Source organism: Curtobacterium sp. AC268 (assembly GCF_979258745.1).
This window is the reverse complement of sequence record NZ_OZ409878.1, coordinates 3075701-3092972: the sequence shown is the minus strand read 5'-3', so window position 1 is coordinate 3092972 and position 17272 is coordinate 3075701. Positions and strand designations below refer to the sequence as shown.

The following is a 17272-nucleotide window of genomic DNA, read 5'->3' as shown; positions in this document are numbered from 1 at the left end:
GGCCCCCGACACGCTGACAGCGACACGCGGTTTCCGGAGTTACGGTCGCGTGAACAACGCGAGCGTGGCTCGCGACGCCGCTCGCGGCGGTGACGCCGGCTGGTCACGAACTGTCGGCTGCGGCCGCTCCGACCGACAGTTCGTGACCACCCGGCGGAGGTGAGCGGGGTGTCGTGACCGCTCGCGGACTGGGGACGGGAGGCCCGTGGCGGCCCGACACCGCGCCTCCAGGCCGTCCGTCGGTCACGAACTGTCGACTGCGGCCGCTCCGACCGACAGTTCATGACCACCCGGCGGAGGTGAGCGGGGTGTCGTGACCGCTCGCGGGCTGCGGGACGGCGCCGGACGGGCCACGGGCAGCAGGCGCGCCGCTGCTACTGCATGGTGGCGTAGGAGACGCAGGCGTCGCGGAACATGTCCAGGGTCTCGTCGGTGGTCGACGGGAACACGGACACCCGCGCGACCCCGAGCCGCGTGGTCGCGGTGACGCCGTGGTTGTGCATCGCGGCGGACAGGGCCGTCACGCGACCCTGCGTCGGCCGGAGCACCACGATGCCCGCGCGCTCGGCCGGGTCGCGGCTGGACTCGACCTCGAGCCCGAACTCGTCGGCGATCGCGAACACGCGCGCGACGCGGTCGGTGACCCGCTCCTGCACGGCGGCGACGCCGACCGCGGTGAGGCGCTCGAGCGACACCGCGAGCCGGGCCTGCGCGACCGGGTCGATGCGGGACATCTGGAAGCCGGCGGCCCCCGGACGCACCGCCGGCACCTCTGTGGGCCAGCCGGACGTGCCGTGCGGGCCGGACAGTGCCGGACGGATCCGGTTCAGGGCACGGTCGCTGAACGCCACGAACCCGGTGCCCCACCCGGCGTGCAACCACTTCTGTCCGCCGGTGGCGACGACGTCGGCGACCTCGTACGGGGCGTCGACCACGCCGAAACCCTGGATCGCGTCGACGATGAGCAGGCGGTCGCCGATGACCTCGCGGATGGCGGCGAGGTCGGTCAGGTAGCCGGTGCGCCAGTCGACCAGGGACACCGCGACGGCGGTCACCTCGTCGGTCAGGCGCTCACGGATCAGCTCGGGGGTCACCCAACCGGCACCCGACTCGATGACGACCGGCTGCACCCGTCCGCCGGTGGCCGAGGCGGCGCTGGCCAGTGCGAGCGGCAGCGACGGGTACTCGTCGGCAGACACGAGCACACCGCCGGTCAGACCGAAGGCGGTGTGCAGCAGGCCCGGGGTCGTCGCGGCCTGCGAGACGACCTGGTCCTCGCGGCGGCCGACCAGGCGGGCGGCGACGGTGCGGACGCGGGCGTCCTGCTCGTCGAGGGTCTCCATGGCGCCGAAGCGCATGTGTGCCTGGATGGTGCCGAGCACACGCTGCTCCTCGAGCACGGCGGTCTGCACGGGGCCGAACGCAGCGTGGTCGAGGTAACCGGGGTCTTCGGAGAAGCCGGCGGCGTACTCGTCGATGTTCACAGGTGGTGCACCTTTCACAGGGTTGAACCCTGAGAGCCTACTGGGACGCGGCTCCGCCGACGAACCCGGTGCGGGAGGTGGCTGCTCAGCCGCCGAAGCGACGCGACCGGAGCCCGAAGTCGCGGACCGCCCGGAGGAAGTCGACCTCGCGCAGGTCCGGGTAGAACGCCTCGACGAAGTAGAACTCGCTGTGCGCGCTCTGCCACAGCATGAAGTCGGACAGCCGCTGCTCGCCCGAGGTCCGGATCACCAGGTCGGGGTCGGGCTGACCCTGCGTGTACAGGTGGTCGCCGATGAGCTCCGGCGTCAGCACCTCGGCCAGGGTGTCGATCGTGCCGCCACCCGCGCCGTGCGCCTGCACGATGCTCCGCATGGCGTCCGCGATCTCACGACGACCGCCGTAGCCGACGGCCAGGTTGACGTGCAGCCCGGTGCGGCCGGCGGTGCGCTGCTCAGCCTGTTCGAGCGCGGTCACCAGGTTCTGCGGCAGCCCCTCGTTCGACCCGACGTGCTGCACGCGCCAGTCACGATTGTCGGCCAGGACCCCGGCGAGGTCGGCGATGATCCCCACGAGTTCCTCGAGCTCCTCGCCGCCCCGACCCGTCAGGTTGTCGGCCGACAGCAGGTACAGCGTCACGACCTCGATGCCGAGGTCGTCACACCACGTCAGGAACTCCGGGATCTTCGCGGCGCCGGCGCGGTGGCCGTGTGCGGCGGACTCGAGTCCGAGCTGCTTCGCCCAGCGGCGGTTGCCGTCCACGATCATGGCGACGTGCTTGGGCTTCGCTGCCCCCTCGAGCTGGCGGCGGATCCGGCGTTGGTAGGCGCGGTAGAGGATCCCTCGCCCTGTCCATCCCGCCGTCCCGGTCACGCACCGAGCGTAGTGCACCACCGACACACGATCCCTGATGCTCCCGCTCTGCGGACACGTGGCTGTCGTTCGGGGTCAGGCCCTATGGTCGGGACCATGCAGGACGAGCACGAGACCGGAACACTCCCCCACGTCCCGTTCACGGAAGAGGCGTCGGCGACCGCCACCACGACCGCTGCCGAACCCCGTCCGGCCTGGCGCGGCTGGATCCACCTCGGTGCGTTCCCGTTCGCGATCGCGATGGGGATCGTCCTGATCACCCTCGCCGACAGCACCGCAGCGAAGGTCGGGAGCGCGGTGTTCATGGCGACGTCGCTGGCGATGTTCGGCGTCTCCGCGACCTACCACCGGTTCCCGTGGGGGCCGAAGGTGAAGGCCGTGCTGAAGCGCATCGACCACACCAACATCCTGCTGCTCATCGCCGGCACCTACACACCCGTCGCGATCTGCGCCCTGCCGCACACGCTCATGGTCGCCGTGCTCTGGGTGATGTGGTCGGGCGCAGCGCTCGGCATCGCGTTCCGGGTGCTCTGGATCAACGCGCCTCGGTGGCTGTACGTCCCGATCTACCTGGTGCTCGGGTGCGCCGCCCTCGGGCTGCTGCCGCAGTTCTTCGCGGCGAGCGTGCCGATGACCGTGCTCATCCTGTCCGGCGGCGTCGCGTACATCATCGGCGCGCTGGTCTACGGCTTCAAGCGGCCGAACCCGGTGCCGACGCAGTTCGGGTTCCACGAGGTGTTCCACGCCCTGACCGTGGTGGCCTTCGGTGCGCAGTGGGCCGGCGTGCTCATCGTCGCGCTGGACCCGGTGCGCTGACCGTCGCACGTTCCTTCCCAGAACGGGTGCGATGCCTGGTGGTTCCGGGCGTACTCAGCCGGAACTTCTGACCAGGTACTCCCGATTCGACCAGGTACGCCCGGTTCCGGCAGGTGCGCACGAGGCGGACTGGAGGCCCGTGGCGGGATCGCCACGGGCCTCCAGTCCGCCTTGGAGTCGCGTCAGCCGCGCTCGGTGTCGTCGCCGACGTCGGCCCGGCCGTCCTCTGCAGCCCGCCGCTCCGGCTCGTCCGTCGCGGTGCCGTCGCCCGCGGTGCCGTTCGCCTCGGCCTCGAGCCGCTCGCGCACCTCGGCGCGGTAGCGGGTCCGGCGGATGCGTCGGGTCATGTCCACCACGAGCAGGATCGTCACGATCGCGACGAGTGCGATCGCGATGAACCCGACGACACCCGGGGTGACGTCGACGTCGGGGACGACCGAGGGGCTGGGACTGGGGGTGGCGGCGAGTGCCGCCGCGATGGTGCTCACGAGGTCGGTTCCTTGTCGGCTGGGATCCCGGCGAACAGGTCGGTCTCCGGGAGCTCGGTCGGCACGCGTGCCTCCACGAGCTGGTAGTCCTCGGTCGGCCACACCGTCGCGAGGAGGTCGTTCGGCCAGTAGAAGAAGGCACTGTCCGGTGCGACCTGGCTGGCGTGCGCGCGGAGTGCGGCGTCACGCTGGTCGAAGTACTCGTGCACGTCGACGTGGGTGGTGGCGAGGTCGGGCCGGTCGGCGAACCGCTCGACCCACTCGCGCAGCTGCTCGATCGCGGGGCTGTCCGGGTCGCGCTCCTGCAGGGCTTCGAAGATCGTGCTGAAGCGGCGCGGGTTCATCGTGCGCTCGTAGTAGAGCTTCGCGATCGACCACGGGGCACCGGCGGACGGGTACGCCGACGGGTCAGCGGCGGCGGACCACGCGGCCATCGAGACCTCGTGCGTGCGGATGTGGTCGGGGTGCGGGTAGCCGCCGTTCTCGTCGTAGGTGACGAGCACGTGCGGGCGGAACCGGCGGATGACGCGGACGAGGGCCTCGGTGCTGTACTCGAGCGGCACCGTGGAGAACGTGCCCGGCCGGACCGTCTCGCCCTTCTCGGCGTCGGGCAGCCCCGAGTCGTGGTAGCCGAGCCACACGTGGTCGATGCCGAGCGCCTGCTGCGCCGCGGCCATCTCGGTGCGGCGGTACCCGGCCATGTCACGGTGCGCACGGCTCGTCGCCGGCTCGCCGAGCTGGTCGTTCAGGATGTCGCCGGCCTCGCCACCGGTGCAGGACACGACGAGCACCTGGTGCCCGTCGGCCACGTACTTCGCGGCGGTCGCGGCACCCTTGCTCGACTCGTCGTCGGGGTGGGCGTGGACGGCCAGCAGACGGTAGGGCACGTGGGGTTCCTCACTGCGGGTGAGCGGCGTCGGACGCGGGCAGCGCACAGCATCGCGTGAACTACCCTGGGATCAGGATATCCACCCCGGGAGCCCCGAACTGTCCGAACAGACCCAGACCGCCACCCTCGACGAGCGCTACGGCCGCACCCCGGCCCGCAAGCGCCGCAGCCGCCTCTTCGCGATCGTCGCGGCCATCGCGGTCGTCGTGGTCTTCGGTGCGTGGGTGATCTGGGCCGGGCTCGACCAGTCCGACCGCGGCCTCGACCAGGACGTCATCGGGTACGAGGTGCTGTCCGAGCACAGCACCGTCGTCCACTCGCAGGTGTCCGTCGACCCGGGCGTCGAGGCGAAGTGCGCCGTGCAGGTCCTCGACAAGAGCTACTCGATCGTGGGCTGGAAGGAGATCACCGTCCCGGCGTCCGAACAGCGCAGCCGGAGCATCTCCACGCAGGTCACCACGACGACGCGGGGCGTGACCGGCTTGATCCACGACTGCTGGATTCCCTAGACTGTCCTGATTCGCCTCTCGAGACCGACCACTCGGCCGGTCTCGTTTTTTCATGGTCGAAGGGACAGAACATGAGCAACGACACGCAGGTCACCTGGCTGACCCAGGAGGCGCACGACCGTCTCAAGGCGGAGCTCGACGAGCTGAGCGGCGAGGGCCGTGCCGAGATCGCGCGCCGCATCGAGGCCGCTCGCGAAGAGGGCGACCTCAAGGAGAACGGCGGCTACCACGCCGCGAAGGACGAGCAGGGCAAGATCGAGGCCCGCATCCGCGTCCTCACCGAGCTCCTCAAGCACGCCACCGTCAGCGAGGCGGAGTTCGACGGAACGGTCGAGCCGGGCACCGTCGTCACGGCGGTCATCGCCGGCGACGAGTCCACCTTCCTGGTCGGCAGCCGCGAGATCGTCGCCGAGGGCTCGGACCTGACGGTCTACAGCCCGGTCAGCCCCGTCGGCGCGGCCATCGTCGGCCTCAAGGCCGGCGACAAGGCCACGTACACGGCGCCGAACGGCAAGGAGATCGCCGTCGAGGTCGTCAAGATCGAGCGCTACGAGCCGTAGACCCGGCCCACTGACCGACAGGAGGCCCGAGGCGACACCGCCACGGGCCTCCCGTCTGTCCGCCGTTCGCGCCCAGAGCGCGCACCGCATTTCCGACAGTCCACGCGTCGAACGACTCGTGGATCGTCGCGGACTAGTGCTCGAGGAGTTCCGGGCGGAAGCCGACCTCGTGCAGGCGCTGGATGACCTCCTGCGCGTGCTCCGGACCCCGCGCCTCGATCGACAGGTCCAGCGCGACCTCGTTGATGACCAGGCCCTGGCCGTGGCGGGTGTGCAGCACCTCGACCACGTTCGCGCCGGCGTCCGAGATGACCTGCGCGACGCGGGCGAGCTGGCCCGGACGGTCCGGCAGCATGATGCGGATGCCGATGTAGCGCGAGGCCGCCACGAGCCCGCGGGTGATCACGCGCTCCATCATGAGCGGGTCGATGTTGCCGCCGCTCAGCAGCACCACGGTGCGGCCGGTGTCGCGGACGGCACCGGACATGATCGCGGCGACGCCGACGGCCCCCGCTGCCTCGACCACGAGCTTGGCGCGCTCGAGCAGGACGAGCAGTGCGCGGGCGGTGTCGTCGTCCGAGACGGTGACGATGTCGTCGACCAGGTCGCGGATGATCGGGAAGTTCAGGTCGCCGGGGCGCGCCACCGCGATGCCGTCGGAGATGGTCGGCTTCGTGGTGATGGTGACGGGCTCGCCGGCGGTGATCGACGACGGGTAGGCCGCAGCGTTCTCCGCCTGCACGCCGATGACCCGGATCTGCCGTCCGAGCCGATCGGCCATGCCCTTCACGGCGAGCGCGATGCCGGAGATGACGCCGCCCCCACCGATCGGCACGACGACGGTGTCGACGTCCGGCACCTGGTCGATGATCTCGAGGCCGAGCGTGCCCTGCCCGGCGATCACGGCCGGGTGGTCGAACGGCGGGATGAACACGGCGCCGGTGTGGGCAGCGAAGTCCTTCGCGGCGCTCAGCGCCTCTTCCACGGAGTGGCCCCGCAACACGACGTCGGCTCCGTAGTGGCGGGTGGCCTGCAGCTTGGGAAGGGCGACGCCGACCGGCGTGAAGATCGTCGCGGGGATGCCGAGCTCGCGGGCGGCGAGGGCGACGCCCTGCGCGTGGTTGCCAGCGCTCGCGGCGACGACGCCCTTGGCGCGCTGCTCGGCGGACAGGGTCGACAGGCGGTTGTAGGCGCCGCGCACCTTGTAGGCACCCGTGCGCTGCAGGTTCTCGCACTTCAGGTGCACCGGCGACCCGAGCAGCTCGGCGAGGAACTGCGACGTCTCCATCGGGGTGACGCGTGCGACGCCCTTGATGGTCTCGCGCGCCGCCTCGATGTCCGCGAGGGTCGGGATCGCGGTGAGCGTGTGCGGGGAGGCGCTGGTGTCGGTCACTCCCCCATCATCGTCGCTCCCGGCCCCCGCAGCGAACTCGTGTGACGCTCAGTTGGTGCTGGCGGTGTCTTCCTCGGCCGAGGGACCCGAGTCGACACCCGGTGCCGGCACGTCGTCGCCGACCTTGTGCCGACGGCGTCGGAGCAGCTGGATCTGCCCGTGCTGCCCGCGCTTCGGCGTCGCTTCGAGGACGTGGTCGGAGTCGAGCCGCCGCCAGCGTCCGCTCGCGATGGTGGTGACCATGGCGTTCAGCGTCGCGATCAGCGGGACGGCGAAGAACGCTCCGGCGATGCCCGCGAGACCGGAGGCCGCGGTGACGCCGAGGACGACCGCCAGCGGGTGGACCTTGACCGCGTTGCCCATGACGAGCGGCTGCAGGATGTGGCCCTCGATCTGCTGGACCAGCAGCACGACCCCGAGCACCAGGACAGCCGCGAGGGGACCGTTGAAGATCAGCGCGACGAACACCGCCAGGAAGCCGGTGACGATGGCACCGACGACCGGGATGAACGCACCGAGGAACACGAAGGCTGCGATCGGGATGACCAGCGGCATGCCGCCGAAGAAGAGCCCGACGATGAAGGAGCCCAGGCCGATGCCGACCGCGTCGACGAACGCGACGAAGATCTGCACCCGGATGAAGCTCGTCAGGGTGATCCAGCCGGCGACACCGGCGCCGTCGACCGCTGCCCGCGCCTTCTTCGGGAACAGCCGGACGGACCAGCGCCAGACGTTCTTGCCGTCGATCAGCAGGAAGATCGTGGTGAACAGGATGATGAAGAGCGCCTCGAAGGCGTGCGTGGCACCCGAACCCGCGCTGGCGACCCCGGACAGGATCGACGCGGAGTTGTCCTGCAGCCACTTCGTGCCGTCGTCGAGCCAGCCGTTGACGTCGGACTGGCTGATGCCGAACCCGGAGCTCAGGACGAAGTCCTTGATGTTCGCGTACTGGTCGACCGTCCGGTCACGCAGGGACGGGTAGGACGCGATGATCTGGTCGACGACGAGCCAGATCAGGCCACCGAGCGCCGCGATGCCGCCGAGCAGGCTCATCACGACGGCGAGCCACTTGGGCACGTGGTGCCGCTGCAGCCAGTTCGAGATGGGGACGAGGAGCGCCGAGACCACGATGCCGACCAGGAACGGGATGAGGATCTCGCTGAAGACCGTGACGAGCCAGATGAAGACGGCGATCACGCCCACGACGACGAGCGCCCGCCACGACCACGCACCGGCGATGCGCACGCCGACCGGGACGGATTCCTCGACCACGGGGTCGGGATGTGTCTGCTTGCTTCCCCATGCCATGCGCCCGAGTGTAGCGATGTGCTTCCCGTCAGGTGCCAGATACGGCATACGTTCGTGGACCCTCATGTCGGCGGGGTTCGGTAGCGTCGCGGCATGCCCAGGTCGACGCTCTCCGCCGCCGATGCCCGCCGGGTCGCACTCGCCGCGCAGGGGTTCGGACGACCACCCGCCGAACCCGTCTCGACGCGTGCGCTGAACGCAGCGTTCGGCCGGCTCGGGCTGCTGCAGATCGACTCCGTCAACGTGTTCGAACGCAGCCACTACCTGCCGCTCTTCGCCCGGCTCGGGGCCTACGATCGGTCGACGCTCGACCGGCTGACGCTCGGACGCTCGGGTCCGTACACCGAGTACTGGGCGCACGAGGCGGCGTTCATCCCCCGCGACGACCTGCGGCTGTTCCGGTGGCGGATGGACGCCCTGCGGGAGCGTGACGCCGGCCCGACCAGGGTCGACGGCGTCACCCGGACCGCTGCCGTCCGGCGCGAACTGCACGCCATGCTCCGAGCCGAGGGGCCGATGCGGGCGAGCGCGGTGGAGCACGAGTCGAACGTTCGGCGCGGCCCCTGGTGGGGGTGGAGCGACGTGAAGCTCGGGCTCGAGCAGATGTTCCGCTGGGGCGAGGCGGTGAGTGCCGGACGAGCCGGTTTCGAGCGGGTGTACGCCCTGCCGGAGCAGGTGCTGCCCGCAGGCTTCCTCGAGACCGCCCCGCCGCGTGCCGACGCCGTGCTCGAACTCGTGCGCCAGGCCGCACGGGCGCTCGGCATCGGCACCCGAGCGGACATCGCGGACTACTACCGGCTGCGCTCAGACGACACGGCCGCCGCGATCGCCGAGCTCACCGACGCCGGCGAGCTCCTGCCGGTGCGGGTCGAGGGCTGGGGTGAGCGGGCCTGGTTGCACGCGGGAGCTCGGGTCCCCCGGCAGATGCCCGCGGACGCGGTGCTGAGCCCCTTCGACCCGGTCGTCTGGTTCCGGCGGCGGGCCGAGCGGATGTACGGCTTCCACTACCGGATCGAGATCTACACGCCGGCCCCGAAGCGGGTGTTCGGCTACTACGTGCTGCCGGTGCTGCAGGACGACCGGCTCGTCGGCCGGATCGACCTGAAGAGCGACCGGCAGCGCGGAGTGCTCCGCGTCCGGACCGCGTGGCAGGAGCCGGGCGAGCACCTGGACCCCGAGCGTCTCGCCGACACACTGCGACGGACCGCGAGCTGGCAGGGCCTCGGCGCGATCGAGGTGACCGACCGCGGCACCGCTGCTGCGACCGTCGCCGGAGCCCTCGGAGTACCCCTGGTGCCGCACGCGTCCGCTGACGACGCGGACGCCCCCGAACCGGTCGAGTCCGCTGGCGACTCGGCCGCCGACGGCGTCGGCTGACCGCTCAGAATCGGTCGGCGTTCGCCCGCAACCGCGCGATGCGGTCGGGCAACGGCGGGTGTGTCGAGAACAGCCGGTCCATCACCCCGGGGCGCATCGGGTCGGCGATCCACAGGTGTGCCATCGAGGAGTTCTGCGTCTGCGTCGGTCGACCGTACGCACCGAGCTTCTCGAGGGCCCGCGCCAGGCCCTCCGGGTGACGGGTCGTCATCGCGCCCGTCGCGTCGGCCAGGTACTCCCGCTGCCGGGACACCGCCGCCTGGACGCCGGCCGCCGCGATCGGCGCCACGATGACGGCGACGATCCCGGCGATGAGCAGCACCGGGTTGGCGCTGCCGCCGTTGTCCGAGTTGCGGTTCCGCCCGCCGGACAGACCGCTGAAGATCGAGATGCGGAGCAGGACGTCGGCGATGAGCCCGACGGCCACGACGAGACCGAAGACCATCGTCGACACCCGGATGTCGTAGTTCCGGACGTGTCCGAGCTCGTGCGCCATCACGCCCTGCAGCTCCTGGTCGTCCATGAGCTCGAGCAACCCCGTCGTCGCCGCCACCACCGCGTGCTCGGGGTCACGCCCGGTGGCGAAGGCGTTCGGCGAGGGGTCGGGGATGACGAACACCCGGGGCATCGGCATGCCGGTCGCGATGGCGAGGTTCTCGACGGTCCGCCACAGCCGTGGTTCGGAGACGCGGTCGATCTCGACCCCACCGGCGATGGCGGTGGCCTGCCGTGCAGCCAGGAAGTACTGCAGCACCGCGTACCCGAGGGCGACCACGAGGACGACGAAGCCGATCGAGACGTTGCCGGCGAGGTACCCGCCGAGGAACCCGAGCGCGCCGATGATCAGCAGGAACACCAGGACGATGACCACGGTGTTGCGCTTGTTCCGCGCGATGGCGCTGTACACGTCGGATCCGACGCTGTGGTCAGAACTGGACGCGCGGCGGCTCGGCGATGGCCGCCGGCTCGTTCGTCTCGAAGAACGGTGCCTCGGAGAAGCCGCGGTTCTTCGCGAACGTGGAGTTCGGGAACACCCGGATCTTCGTGTTCAGCTCACGCACGCCGCCGTTGTAGAACCGGCGGGCGGCCTGGATCTTGTCCTCGGTGTCGACGAGCTCGGACTGCAGCTGCAGGAAGTTCTGGCTCGACTGCAGCTGTGGGTACCCTTCGGCCACCGCGAACACGCTCTTCAGCGCCTTCTGCATGTGCCCCTCGGCGGTGGAGGCCGTGTCGGCGTCACCGGCGGACAGGGTCTCGGCGCGGGCCTTCGTCACGTCGTCGAAGACCGCCTTCTCGTGCGTGGCGTACCCCTTGACCGTGTCCACGATGGTGGGGATGAGGTCGGCGCGACGCTTCAGCTGCACCGAGATGTCGCTCCAGGCCTCGTCGACCCGGACCTTGAGCGTGACGAGGGAGTTGTACGTCACCCAGAGGTAGATCCCGATGATCACCAGGACGACCACCACCACTCCGACGACGATGAGCGTCGTGACGAGTCCGGTGTCCATGCGGGCGTACTCCTTTGCGCGTCGGGATCCGCGGTGCTGCGTTGGCCTGAACGGCCATCGTGAAGTCTATCGACGCGCTGAGCATGCTCTGTTCCGTGCGCAGTGTTCACGGCCGATTCCCGAGTCACGCACACCGGGCTCCCGGACTGCGGCCCGATAGCGAACCTCATCCGCGAGGTGTATTGACCGGAGGCCGCCGATCCCGTGGGATGGGTCCGGTGAACACGAGCGGGGAGAACGTGGACGAGGGGGCTGTCGGGGGCGACAGCCCTCGTCGTCGTCGTCCCCGCTTCGCCTTTCTCGCAGCGGCGACGGCGGTCCTGGTCGCCGCCCTGCTCGGCGCCGCGGCCGCCCCGGCCGTCGCGGCCGCCGCGGGCGACCCGTCGGTCGTCGCGGCCGCTGCGGACGCCCCGGCCGCCGCTGCTCCCACCGCCACGCCCGGGACGAGCGAGATCGCCCCGCCGAACACCGGCCGTCCGGGTGCTCCGACGCCCACACCCACCCGTCCCGCCGTGCGGCCCACCATCGCCGATCCGGGTGACGTCACGACGGGCACGACCCGTTTCCACGGCACCGGCACCCCCGGGCACGCGGTCCGGGTGACGGGCCCGGCCGCGACGGGTTCGTCCGGGTGCACGACCCGGGTCGACCCGAACGGATCGTGGGCCTGCCTCGGAACCGTCCGCTCCGGTCCGCAACAGGTGTTCACGGTGCGCGACCTCACCGCCGCCCTGCCCGTCGCGAGCGCACCGGCGTCGGACGTCATCGTCCCGCCGACCCTCGCGTCCGCCGGGCCCACCGGCGGGACGGTCTCCGGCACGGGGTACCCCGGATCGACCGTGACGCTCTCGGTGTCCGGGTCCTCGGCCCAGCAGACCGCCCGGGTCGGTGCAGACGGCCGGTGGGTCGCCGCACTGGGGACCCGGGCGGACGGTCGGTTCACCGTCACGGCGTCGCAGACGGCCAGCACGGCCGACGGGTACCGGTCCGACCTGCGGAGCGCGGCCTCCGCTCCCGTGACGGTCACGGTCGACCGCACCGCGCCCGCCGCCCCGCGCATCACGACACCGGACGACGGCCAGCGCATCGGCACCCGCTCGACGACGGTGACCGGGACCGGTGAACCCGGCGCCCGCGTGACCGTGTACGTCGACCGTGCGCCGGTGTGCGGCGCGGTGGTGGGGTCGGACGCCTCGTGGTCGTGTTCGACCGCGGGGTCGACACTGCGCGCCGGCGGGCACAAGCTCACCGCGACGCAGCACGACATCGCGGGCAACTACTCCCGGTCGTCAGCCGCCGTGCGGGTCACGGTGTGGTCCACCACGACCGCGCCGACGGCAGCACCGACGCCGGGCGCCACGGGCACCCCGGGGACACCGGGCACGTCGACGCCGGGGTCCAGCGCGACGGCGGGCACCCCCGGCACGACCGGCCACGGCGGAACCGGCGACGCCAACGGCACGAACGCCGCCGGCCACGGGGGCGACGGCGGCAACGACGACGACGGCGCAGCAGGCACCGGCAACGGGGCCAGCAACGGCGACGGCACCGGCACCGGCACCGGCAGCACCCCGGCCGGCGTCGGCAGCACCGGAGGCCACCCCGACTGGTCCGGCCCCGCGGGCGACTGGACCGCGGCGACCACCTACGACCGCACCGTGCCGACCATCCAGGCCGCGTTCTCGTGGCGGACCGTCCTGGTCGCCACCGCCGTCGCCGCCGGGTTCCTCCTGCTCATCGCCGCGCCGCTCGCCCTCGTGGCCGCGGTCACCCGCGGCCGCCTCCGCTCGCCGTTCGCCGCGCTGCTCGGACGCAACCGCTCGCGGTCGGACCGCACACGGGGCGACGACGTCCTGCCGACCTGGGCGTCCATCACCATCGCGGTGTCCCTCGCGGCGCTGTGCACCCTGCTCGGGGTCGGCGTCGAACTCGAGGCCCGGTACGCCCGTCTGGCGATCGCCGTCCTCGCCGGTACCGGCGTCCTGACCGCCGCCGTCGTGTTCGCCACGCGGTGGGCAGCCGGCAGCGATCACCGCACCGTGGGTTTCCGGGTGTCGCCGTGGCTCGTGCTCGCGGCGCTCGTGGCGTGCGGCGTCACCCGTGCGGCCGACCTCTCCCCCGCCCTCATCGTCGGTGTCGTCCTCGTGCCGTCCGGCCGCCCGGCACTGGGGACCGGCCCGCTCCGCCTCGGCACCGGGATCGCCACGAGCGCCCGGGGTGCGACCTGGCGGGTGCTGGCCCTGCTCGGACTCGCCGCGGCCGGCTGGGTGCTGCACAGCCTGCTCACCGGCGGGGGCTTCTGGGTGTCGCTCGGGTCGGAGTTCGCCATCACCCTGTGCGTCGGTGGCCTCGGTGCCGTGGTCGCGACCCTGCTGCCCGTCGCGGGGTCCGCCGGCAGCGCGCTGCTCGCCGCCTCCCGCGGTCGGTACGTCGCGCTCGCGGTGGTCGCTGTGGCGCTGACGACCGCGGTCTACTCGGGGACGACCGGCACGCACGCAGCACCGGCCCTGCTCGTCGGGATCGCCGCGGCCTGTGTGGTGGCCGCGATCGCGGCCCTGGTCTGGCTGCGCACCGACCGGCGCGCGGCACGCGTCTGAGCCGAGCCGGGCCTCCAGAGCGGCGCTCCGCACCGCCCCGGGACAGAAGACGCACATCCGGGCCGGTTCGCGGACAGCGGGCTAGTGTGACGATCGGACGACCACGCCGCACCGGACCAGCGGTGCAGCGGCGCCTCGTGACCGTTGCCCGCGCAGGACGGTCGGTGTGCACCGCACGACCGCGGCAGGAGCGATGATGACCGACACCCGACCCGACACCCGACCCGACACGGACACCCGGTCCGACTACGACGCGACGCGCTTCCGCGAGGTGTTCGAGGGCAGCTTCACCTACGCCAACGGCTTCGTCCGCAACACCCACCGCTTCGCCGGCCGACCCGCGCTGCGCGAGCCGGGGACGGACCGCTCGTGGACCTACGCCGAGCTCGGCGACGTCGTCGACCGGATCGCCGGGTGGCTCGTCCGGCACGGTGGCGGACGGGGTTCGGTCGTGATGGTCGAGCTGTTCAACACCCCCGAGTTCGCGATGCTCTACCTGGCCTGCCACCGCATCGGCGCGGTGTTCTCGCCGACGAACTTCCGGCTCGCCCCGGACGAGGTCGCGTTCATCATCGAGGACTCCGCACCCGCCGTCCTGGTGCACGACACCGAGCGGACGAGTGCGATCGCCGCTGCGCTGGGGTCGTCGCCGCACCGGCCGGACCAGGTCGTCCCGGTCGGCGGCGACCACGACCGGTTCGCCGAGCTGCTCGCGTCCGAGCCCCTCTCCCCCGGGGAACTCGCGGCGATCGGTCCGCGCAGCACCTACGACGAGTCCACCCGGCTCTACACCTCGGGCACCACCGGTCGGCCGAAGCCCGTACCCCCTGCCGAGCCTGGTCGAGGTGCTCAGCGCGCACGACGTGGTCATGCACTTCCCGCTCAGTCCGTTCGACAAGACGCTCAACATGTCGCCGCTGTTCCACCGCGGCGGCCTGTACTCCGGCGGCCCGAACCCGGTGTTCTACGTCGGCGCGGAACTCACGACGCTGCGCCACTTCGACGCCGACCGGGTGCTCGACCTGGTCGAGTCCGAACGCCTGACGTTCCTGATCGGCGCTCCGCCGAACCTGGTGCAGCTCGCCGACGCGCAGGAACGCCGGGCGCGGGACCTGTCGAGCCTCAACGGCATCGTCACGATGGGCGCACCGCTCGACCGAGCCGCGGCACTGCGCTACCAGGAGCTGCTGTCGCCGCGGATCTTCAACGGCTACGGCACCACCGAGACCTTCTGGAACACGTTCCTGCGCCCGGAGGACTTCCCGGACGGCGCCGGGTCCACCGGTCGCGCATCGACCGACGACGACGTCGCCGTCGTCCGCGTGCACGAGGACCGTCTGGCCGACCCGACCGACACGGTGGCGAAGGACGGCACCGAGATCGGCGAGTTCGCCGTCCGCACCGTGAAGTCCGGCTACTCGTACCGGAACCCCGGGCTCGAGGCGGAGAAGTTCGCGAACGGCTGGTTCTACCCCGGCGACCTCGCCACGTGGGACGAGCACGAGCGGGTCACGATCGTGGGCCGCAAGGACGACATGGTGATCTCCGGCGGCGAGAACGTGCACCCCGTCCAGGTCGAGGCGGTGCTGCAGGAGCACCCCGGGGTCGCCGACTCCATCGTGGTGGGCGTGCCGGACCCGCGGTGGGGCGAGGTCGTCACGGCGTACGTCGTCCGTGCCGGCGACCGGCTGCCGGCCGACGACGCCGAGGCAGCGGCCGTGCTCGAGGAGTGGACCGGCTCCCACCCGGGCCTCGCCCGGTACAAGCGCCCGCGGCGGTACCGCTTCGTCACGGACGTCCCCTACAACGCCACCGGCAAGAAGGTGCACTACCTGGCGAAGGACACGGCCGCGGCGGATGCAGCAGCCGGCCGGCTGATCGAGCCGTAGCGGGCCCGGTACCCGGCCGATGGCGGCCTGGAGGCCCGTGGCGGCGCCGCCACGGGCCTCCAGGCCGTCAGCTGGTCGCGTCCACCGCGCGCCGGGGCGCGTTGCGGGCGAAGAGGCCGGGCAGGAGCCCGCCGATCTTCGTCCCGATGCACAGGCTGACGAAGGTCGCGAGCGGGGTCGCGAGCGCCTCCGGGTCGAAGGTGGCCACCGCCACCAGCCCGACCGTCCCCGGCACGAGCAGCAGGAACGCCGGGAAGAACGACACCGTCGCCGGGATCGCCGGCACGAGCCGCTCGAGCAACCGGGTCGCGACGAACAGCAGCGCCGCCGCGGCCCCGGTCGCGACGACGCTGCCCCAGAGCGGCGTCGTCGTGCTCACCACGGCGTAGGCGGTGACCATGACCGCCACCGACACGAGCGTCAGGCGCCACCCGGACCGGAAGACCAGACCGAGCCCGACCGCGAGCACCACGACGGCCACCCACGACACCCAGTACGCCGGCACCGACTCCCAGCCGGCCAGGTCCGTGCCGACCCCCGCGACCTCGCCGACGAGCGCGGCCGACGACGGGTCGACGTGCAACCCGGTCAGGGCGCTGCCGGACGCGATGCCGGCGGCCATGAAGCCGAGCATGATGAGCCCCTGCACCAGCCGTGACGACCCGGTGACGATGTCCGCGGCGGTGAGTTCGAGCAACGCGTTGGTGATGAGCGCGCCGGGGACGAAGACCGCGACCGGGGCGCAGACCGCGAAGAGCGGGACCTGCTCGAACCCGGTGCCCGCGGCGACCAGGCCGACGATCGCCGTCGACACGAACGCGGCCAGGAACGGGATGATCGCCACGGCTTCGCGGAACCGCCGGAGGACCAGTCCGATCACGCCGACCAGGCCGCCGACGACGAGCGCCAGGACGATCGCCCACCAGGGGCAGCGGAAGACGACGGCCAGGCCGGCCGAGGTCAGGGCGTTGCCGAGGATCCACGGCAGGGCAGGCGGCGGGACGGTGCCGGCCCGGATGGCCCGGACGCGGGCAGGGATCTCGGCGAGGGCGATGGAGCCGCTCTCGAGCCCGAGCACGACGCGGTTGGCGCGGGCGGCCTGGCGGGAGGACAGTTCGACGCCCTCGGCGTTGACGATGGTGGCGGCGCCCGTCGAGACCTCGCTCACCATCACCAGGGCGGGCAGGACGCCGATCGCGAGCGTCGGTCCGACCCCGGCGGCGTCCCGGGCCTTCTCGAGCGCCGACCGGACGTCGGTGACGGAGCTGCCGGCGTCCAGGAGCAGGGCTCCGAGGGTGCCGAGGAGCATGCCGACCGGGACGCTCTCGCCGTCGACGACCTCGACGTGGGCCTCCGGTCGGCGGAGGGCGTTCTGCAGGTTGGCGAGTGCGCTTCCGAGTCCGACCACGATCGTCGATGCTACTGGGCCTGCGGTGTTCGGTACCCCCGGTGGGACTCGAACCCACAACTCGGCGATTTTAAGTCGCGTGCCTCTACCGATTGGGCCACGGGGGCGGGCCGCAACAGCCTACCGATGCACGAAGGCGGCCACCCTTCACGGGTGACCGCCTTCGTGACGAGTG

At 71.8% G+C, this 17272-nt stretch carries 15 protein-coding genes, 1 tRNA gene and 1 pseudogene; 7 read left to right on the top strand and 10 right to left on the bottom strand.

Going from position 1 to position 17272, the window contains the following annotated elements; genetic code table 11:
- Window positions 1-374 precede the first annotated feature (374 nt).
- Window positions 375-1484 carry an aminotransferase class V-fold PLP-dependent enzyme gene (locus ACZZ9K_RS14710; RefSeq protein WP_138802690.1) on the bottom strand — a complete coding sequence of 370 codons (1110 nt, stop codon included), beginning with the start codon at window positions 1482-1484 and terminating at the stop codon, window positions 375-377.
- Window positions 1485-1569: 85 nt separating this feature from the next.
- On the bottom strand, window positions 1570-2355 hold the full coding sequence (locus ACZZ9K_RS14705) for an isoprenyl transferase (protein ID WP_071406129.1): 786 nt from the start codon (window positions 2353-2355) through the stop codon (window positions 1570-1572).
- A 96-nt stretch (window positions 2356-2451) separates the two neighbouring features.
- On the opposite strand from ACZZ9K_RS14705, the gene trhA reads away from it, so the two are divergent.
- Window positions 2452-3171, top strand: coding sequence for a PAQR family membrane homeostasis protein TrhA (gene trhA, locus ACZZ9K_RS14700; protein WP_463444445.1), 720 nt, complete (start codon window positions 2452-2454; stop codon window positions 3169-3171).
- A gap of 182 nt (window positions 3172-3353) precedes the next feature.
- On the opposite strand, the gene ACZZ9K_RS14695 is transcribed toward trhA, so the two are convergent.
- Together ACZZ9K_RS14695 and mca are read right to left on the bottom strand one after the other, a co-directional pair.
- Window positions 3354-3659, bottom strand: coding sequence for a hypothetical protein (locus ACZZ9K_RS14695; RefSeq protein ID WP_017886736.1), 306 nt, complete (start codon window positions 3657-3659; stop codon window positions 3354-3356).
- Window positions 3656-4546 (bottom strand): mycothiol conjugate amidase Mca, encoded by an 891-nt coding sequence (gene mca / locus ACZZ9K_RS14690; protein WP_027464504.1) that lies wholly within the window; start codon window positions 4544-4546, stop codon window positions 3656-3658. The genes ACZZ9K_RS14695 and mca overlap by 4 nt, the downstream gene beginning before the upstream one ends.
- 19 nt (window positions 4547-4565) lie before the next feature.
- Here mca and ACZZ9K_RS14685 point away from each other — a divergent pair, with 19 nt between their 5' ends.
- Window positions 4566-5057, top strand: a complete 492-nt coding sequence (locus tag ACZZ9K_RS14685; protein ID WP_051596498.1) for a DUF4307 domain-containing protein — start codon at window positions 4566-4568, stop codon at window positions 5055-5057.
- Between the two features lie 71 nt (window positions 5058-5128).
- Window positions 5129-5617, top strand: a complete 489-nt coding sequence (gene greA, locus ACZZ9K_RS14680; RefSeq protein ID WP_017886739.1) for a transcription elongation factor GreA — start codon at window positions 5129-5131, stop codon at window positions 5615-5617.
- Between the two features lie 133 nt (window positions 5618-5750).
- Here greA and ilvA read toward each other — a convergent pair whose 3' ends face one another.
- Together ilvA and ACZZ9K_RS14670 are read right to left on the bottom strand one after the other, a co-directional pair.
- On the bottom strand, window positions 5751-7010 hold the full coding sequence (gene ilvA, locus ACZZ9K_RS14675; RefSeq protein WP_232749655.1) for a threonine ammonia-lyase: 1260 nt from the start codon (window positions 7008-7010) through the stop codon (window positions 5751-5753).
- 48 nt (window positions 7011-7058) lie between these two features.
- Entirely contained in the window at window positions 7059-8318 is a 1260-nt protein-coding gene (locus tag ACZZ9K_RS14670) for an AI-2E family transporter (protein WP_051596497.1), read from the bottom strand.
- Between the two features lie 93 nt (window positions 8319-8411).
- Between ACZZ9K_RS14670 and ACZZ9K_RS14665 the strand changes: the two genes are divergently transcribed.
- The gene (locus ACZZ9K_RS14665) at window positions 8412-9695 is read left to right on the top strand and encodes a winged helix-turn-helix domain-containing protein (protein WP_463444444.1); all 1284 of its coding nucleotides are present in this window, start codon (window positions 8412-8414) and stop codon (window positions 9693-9695) included.
- 4 nt (window positions 9696-9699) lie between these two features.
- Here the strand turns inward: ACZZ9K_RS14665 and ACZZ9K_RS14660 are convergent, their stop codons facing one another.
- Together ACZZ9K_RS14660 and ACZZ9K_RS14655 are read right to left on the bottom strand one after the other, a co-directional pair.
- Complete coding sequence (locus tag ACZZ9K_RS14660; RefSeq protein ID WP_138802687.1) at window positions 9700-10602, bottom strand: M48 family metalloprotease; 903 nt, start codon at window positions 10600-10602, stop codon at window positions 9700-9702.
- A 19-nt stretch (window positions 10603-10621) separates the two neighbouring features.
- The gene (locus ACZZ9K_RS14655; RefSeq protein ID WP_027464499.1) at window positions 10622-11203 is read right to left on the bottom strand and encodes a LemA family protein; all 582 of its coding nucleotides are present in this window, start codon (window positions 11201-11203) and stop codon (window positions 10622-10624) included.
- Between the two features lie 218 nt (window positions 11204-11421).
- Between ACZZ9K_RS14655 and ACZZ9K_RS14650 the strand changes: the two genes are divergently transcribed.
- From ACZZ9K_RS14650 to ACZZ9K_RS14640, 3 genes and pseudogenes are all read left to right on the top strand, one after another.
- Entirely contained in the window at window positions 11422-13800 is a 2379-nt protein-coding gene (locus tag ACZZ9K_RS14650) for an Ig-like domain-containing protein (protein WP_463444443.1), read from the top strand.
- 193 nt (window positions 13801-13993) lie between these two features.
- Window positions 13994-14563: pseudogene (locus ACZZ9K_RS14645) on the top strand (AMP-binding protein); the annotation flags it as partial.
- A gap of 106 nt (window positions 14564-14669) precedes the next feature.
- The gene (locus ACZZ9K_RS14640; RefSeq protein WP_463444442.1) at window positions 14670-15689 is read left to right on the top strand and encodes a class I adenylate-forming enzyme family protein; all 1020 of its coding nucleotides are present in this window, start codon (window positions 14670-14672) and stop codon (window positions 15687-15689) included.
- A gap of 67 nt (window positions 15690-15756) precedes the next feature.
- Here the strand turns inward: ACZZ9K_RS14640 and ACZZ9K_RS14635 are convergent, their stop codons facing one another.
- Together ACZZ9K_RS14635 and ACZZ9K_RS14630 are read right to left on the bottom strand one after the other, a co-directional pair.
- Entirely contained in the window at window positions 15757-17097 is a 1341-nt protein-coding gene (locus tag ACZZ9K_RS14635) for a threonine/serine exporter family protein (protein ID WP_027464496.1), read from the bottom strand.
- Window positions 17098-17130: 33 nt separating this feature from the next.
- Window positions 17131-17204 (bottom strand) — tRNA-Leu (locus tag ACZZ9K_RS14630).
- Between the last annotated feature and the right edge of the window lie 68 nt (window positions 17205-17272).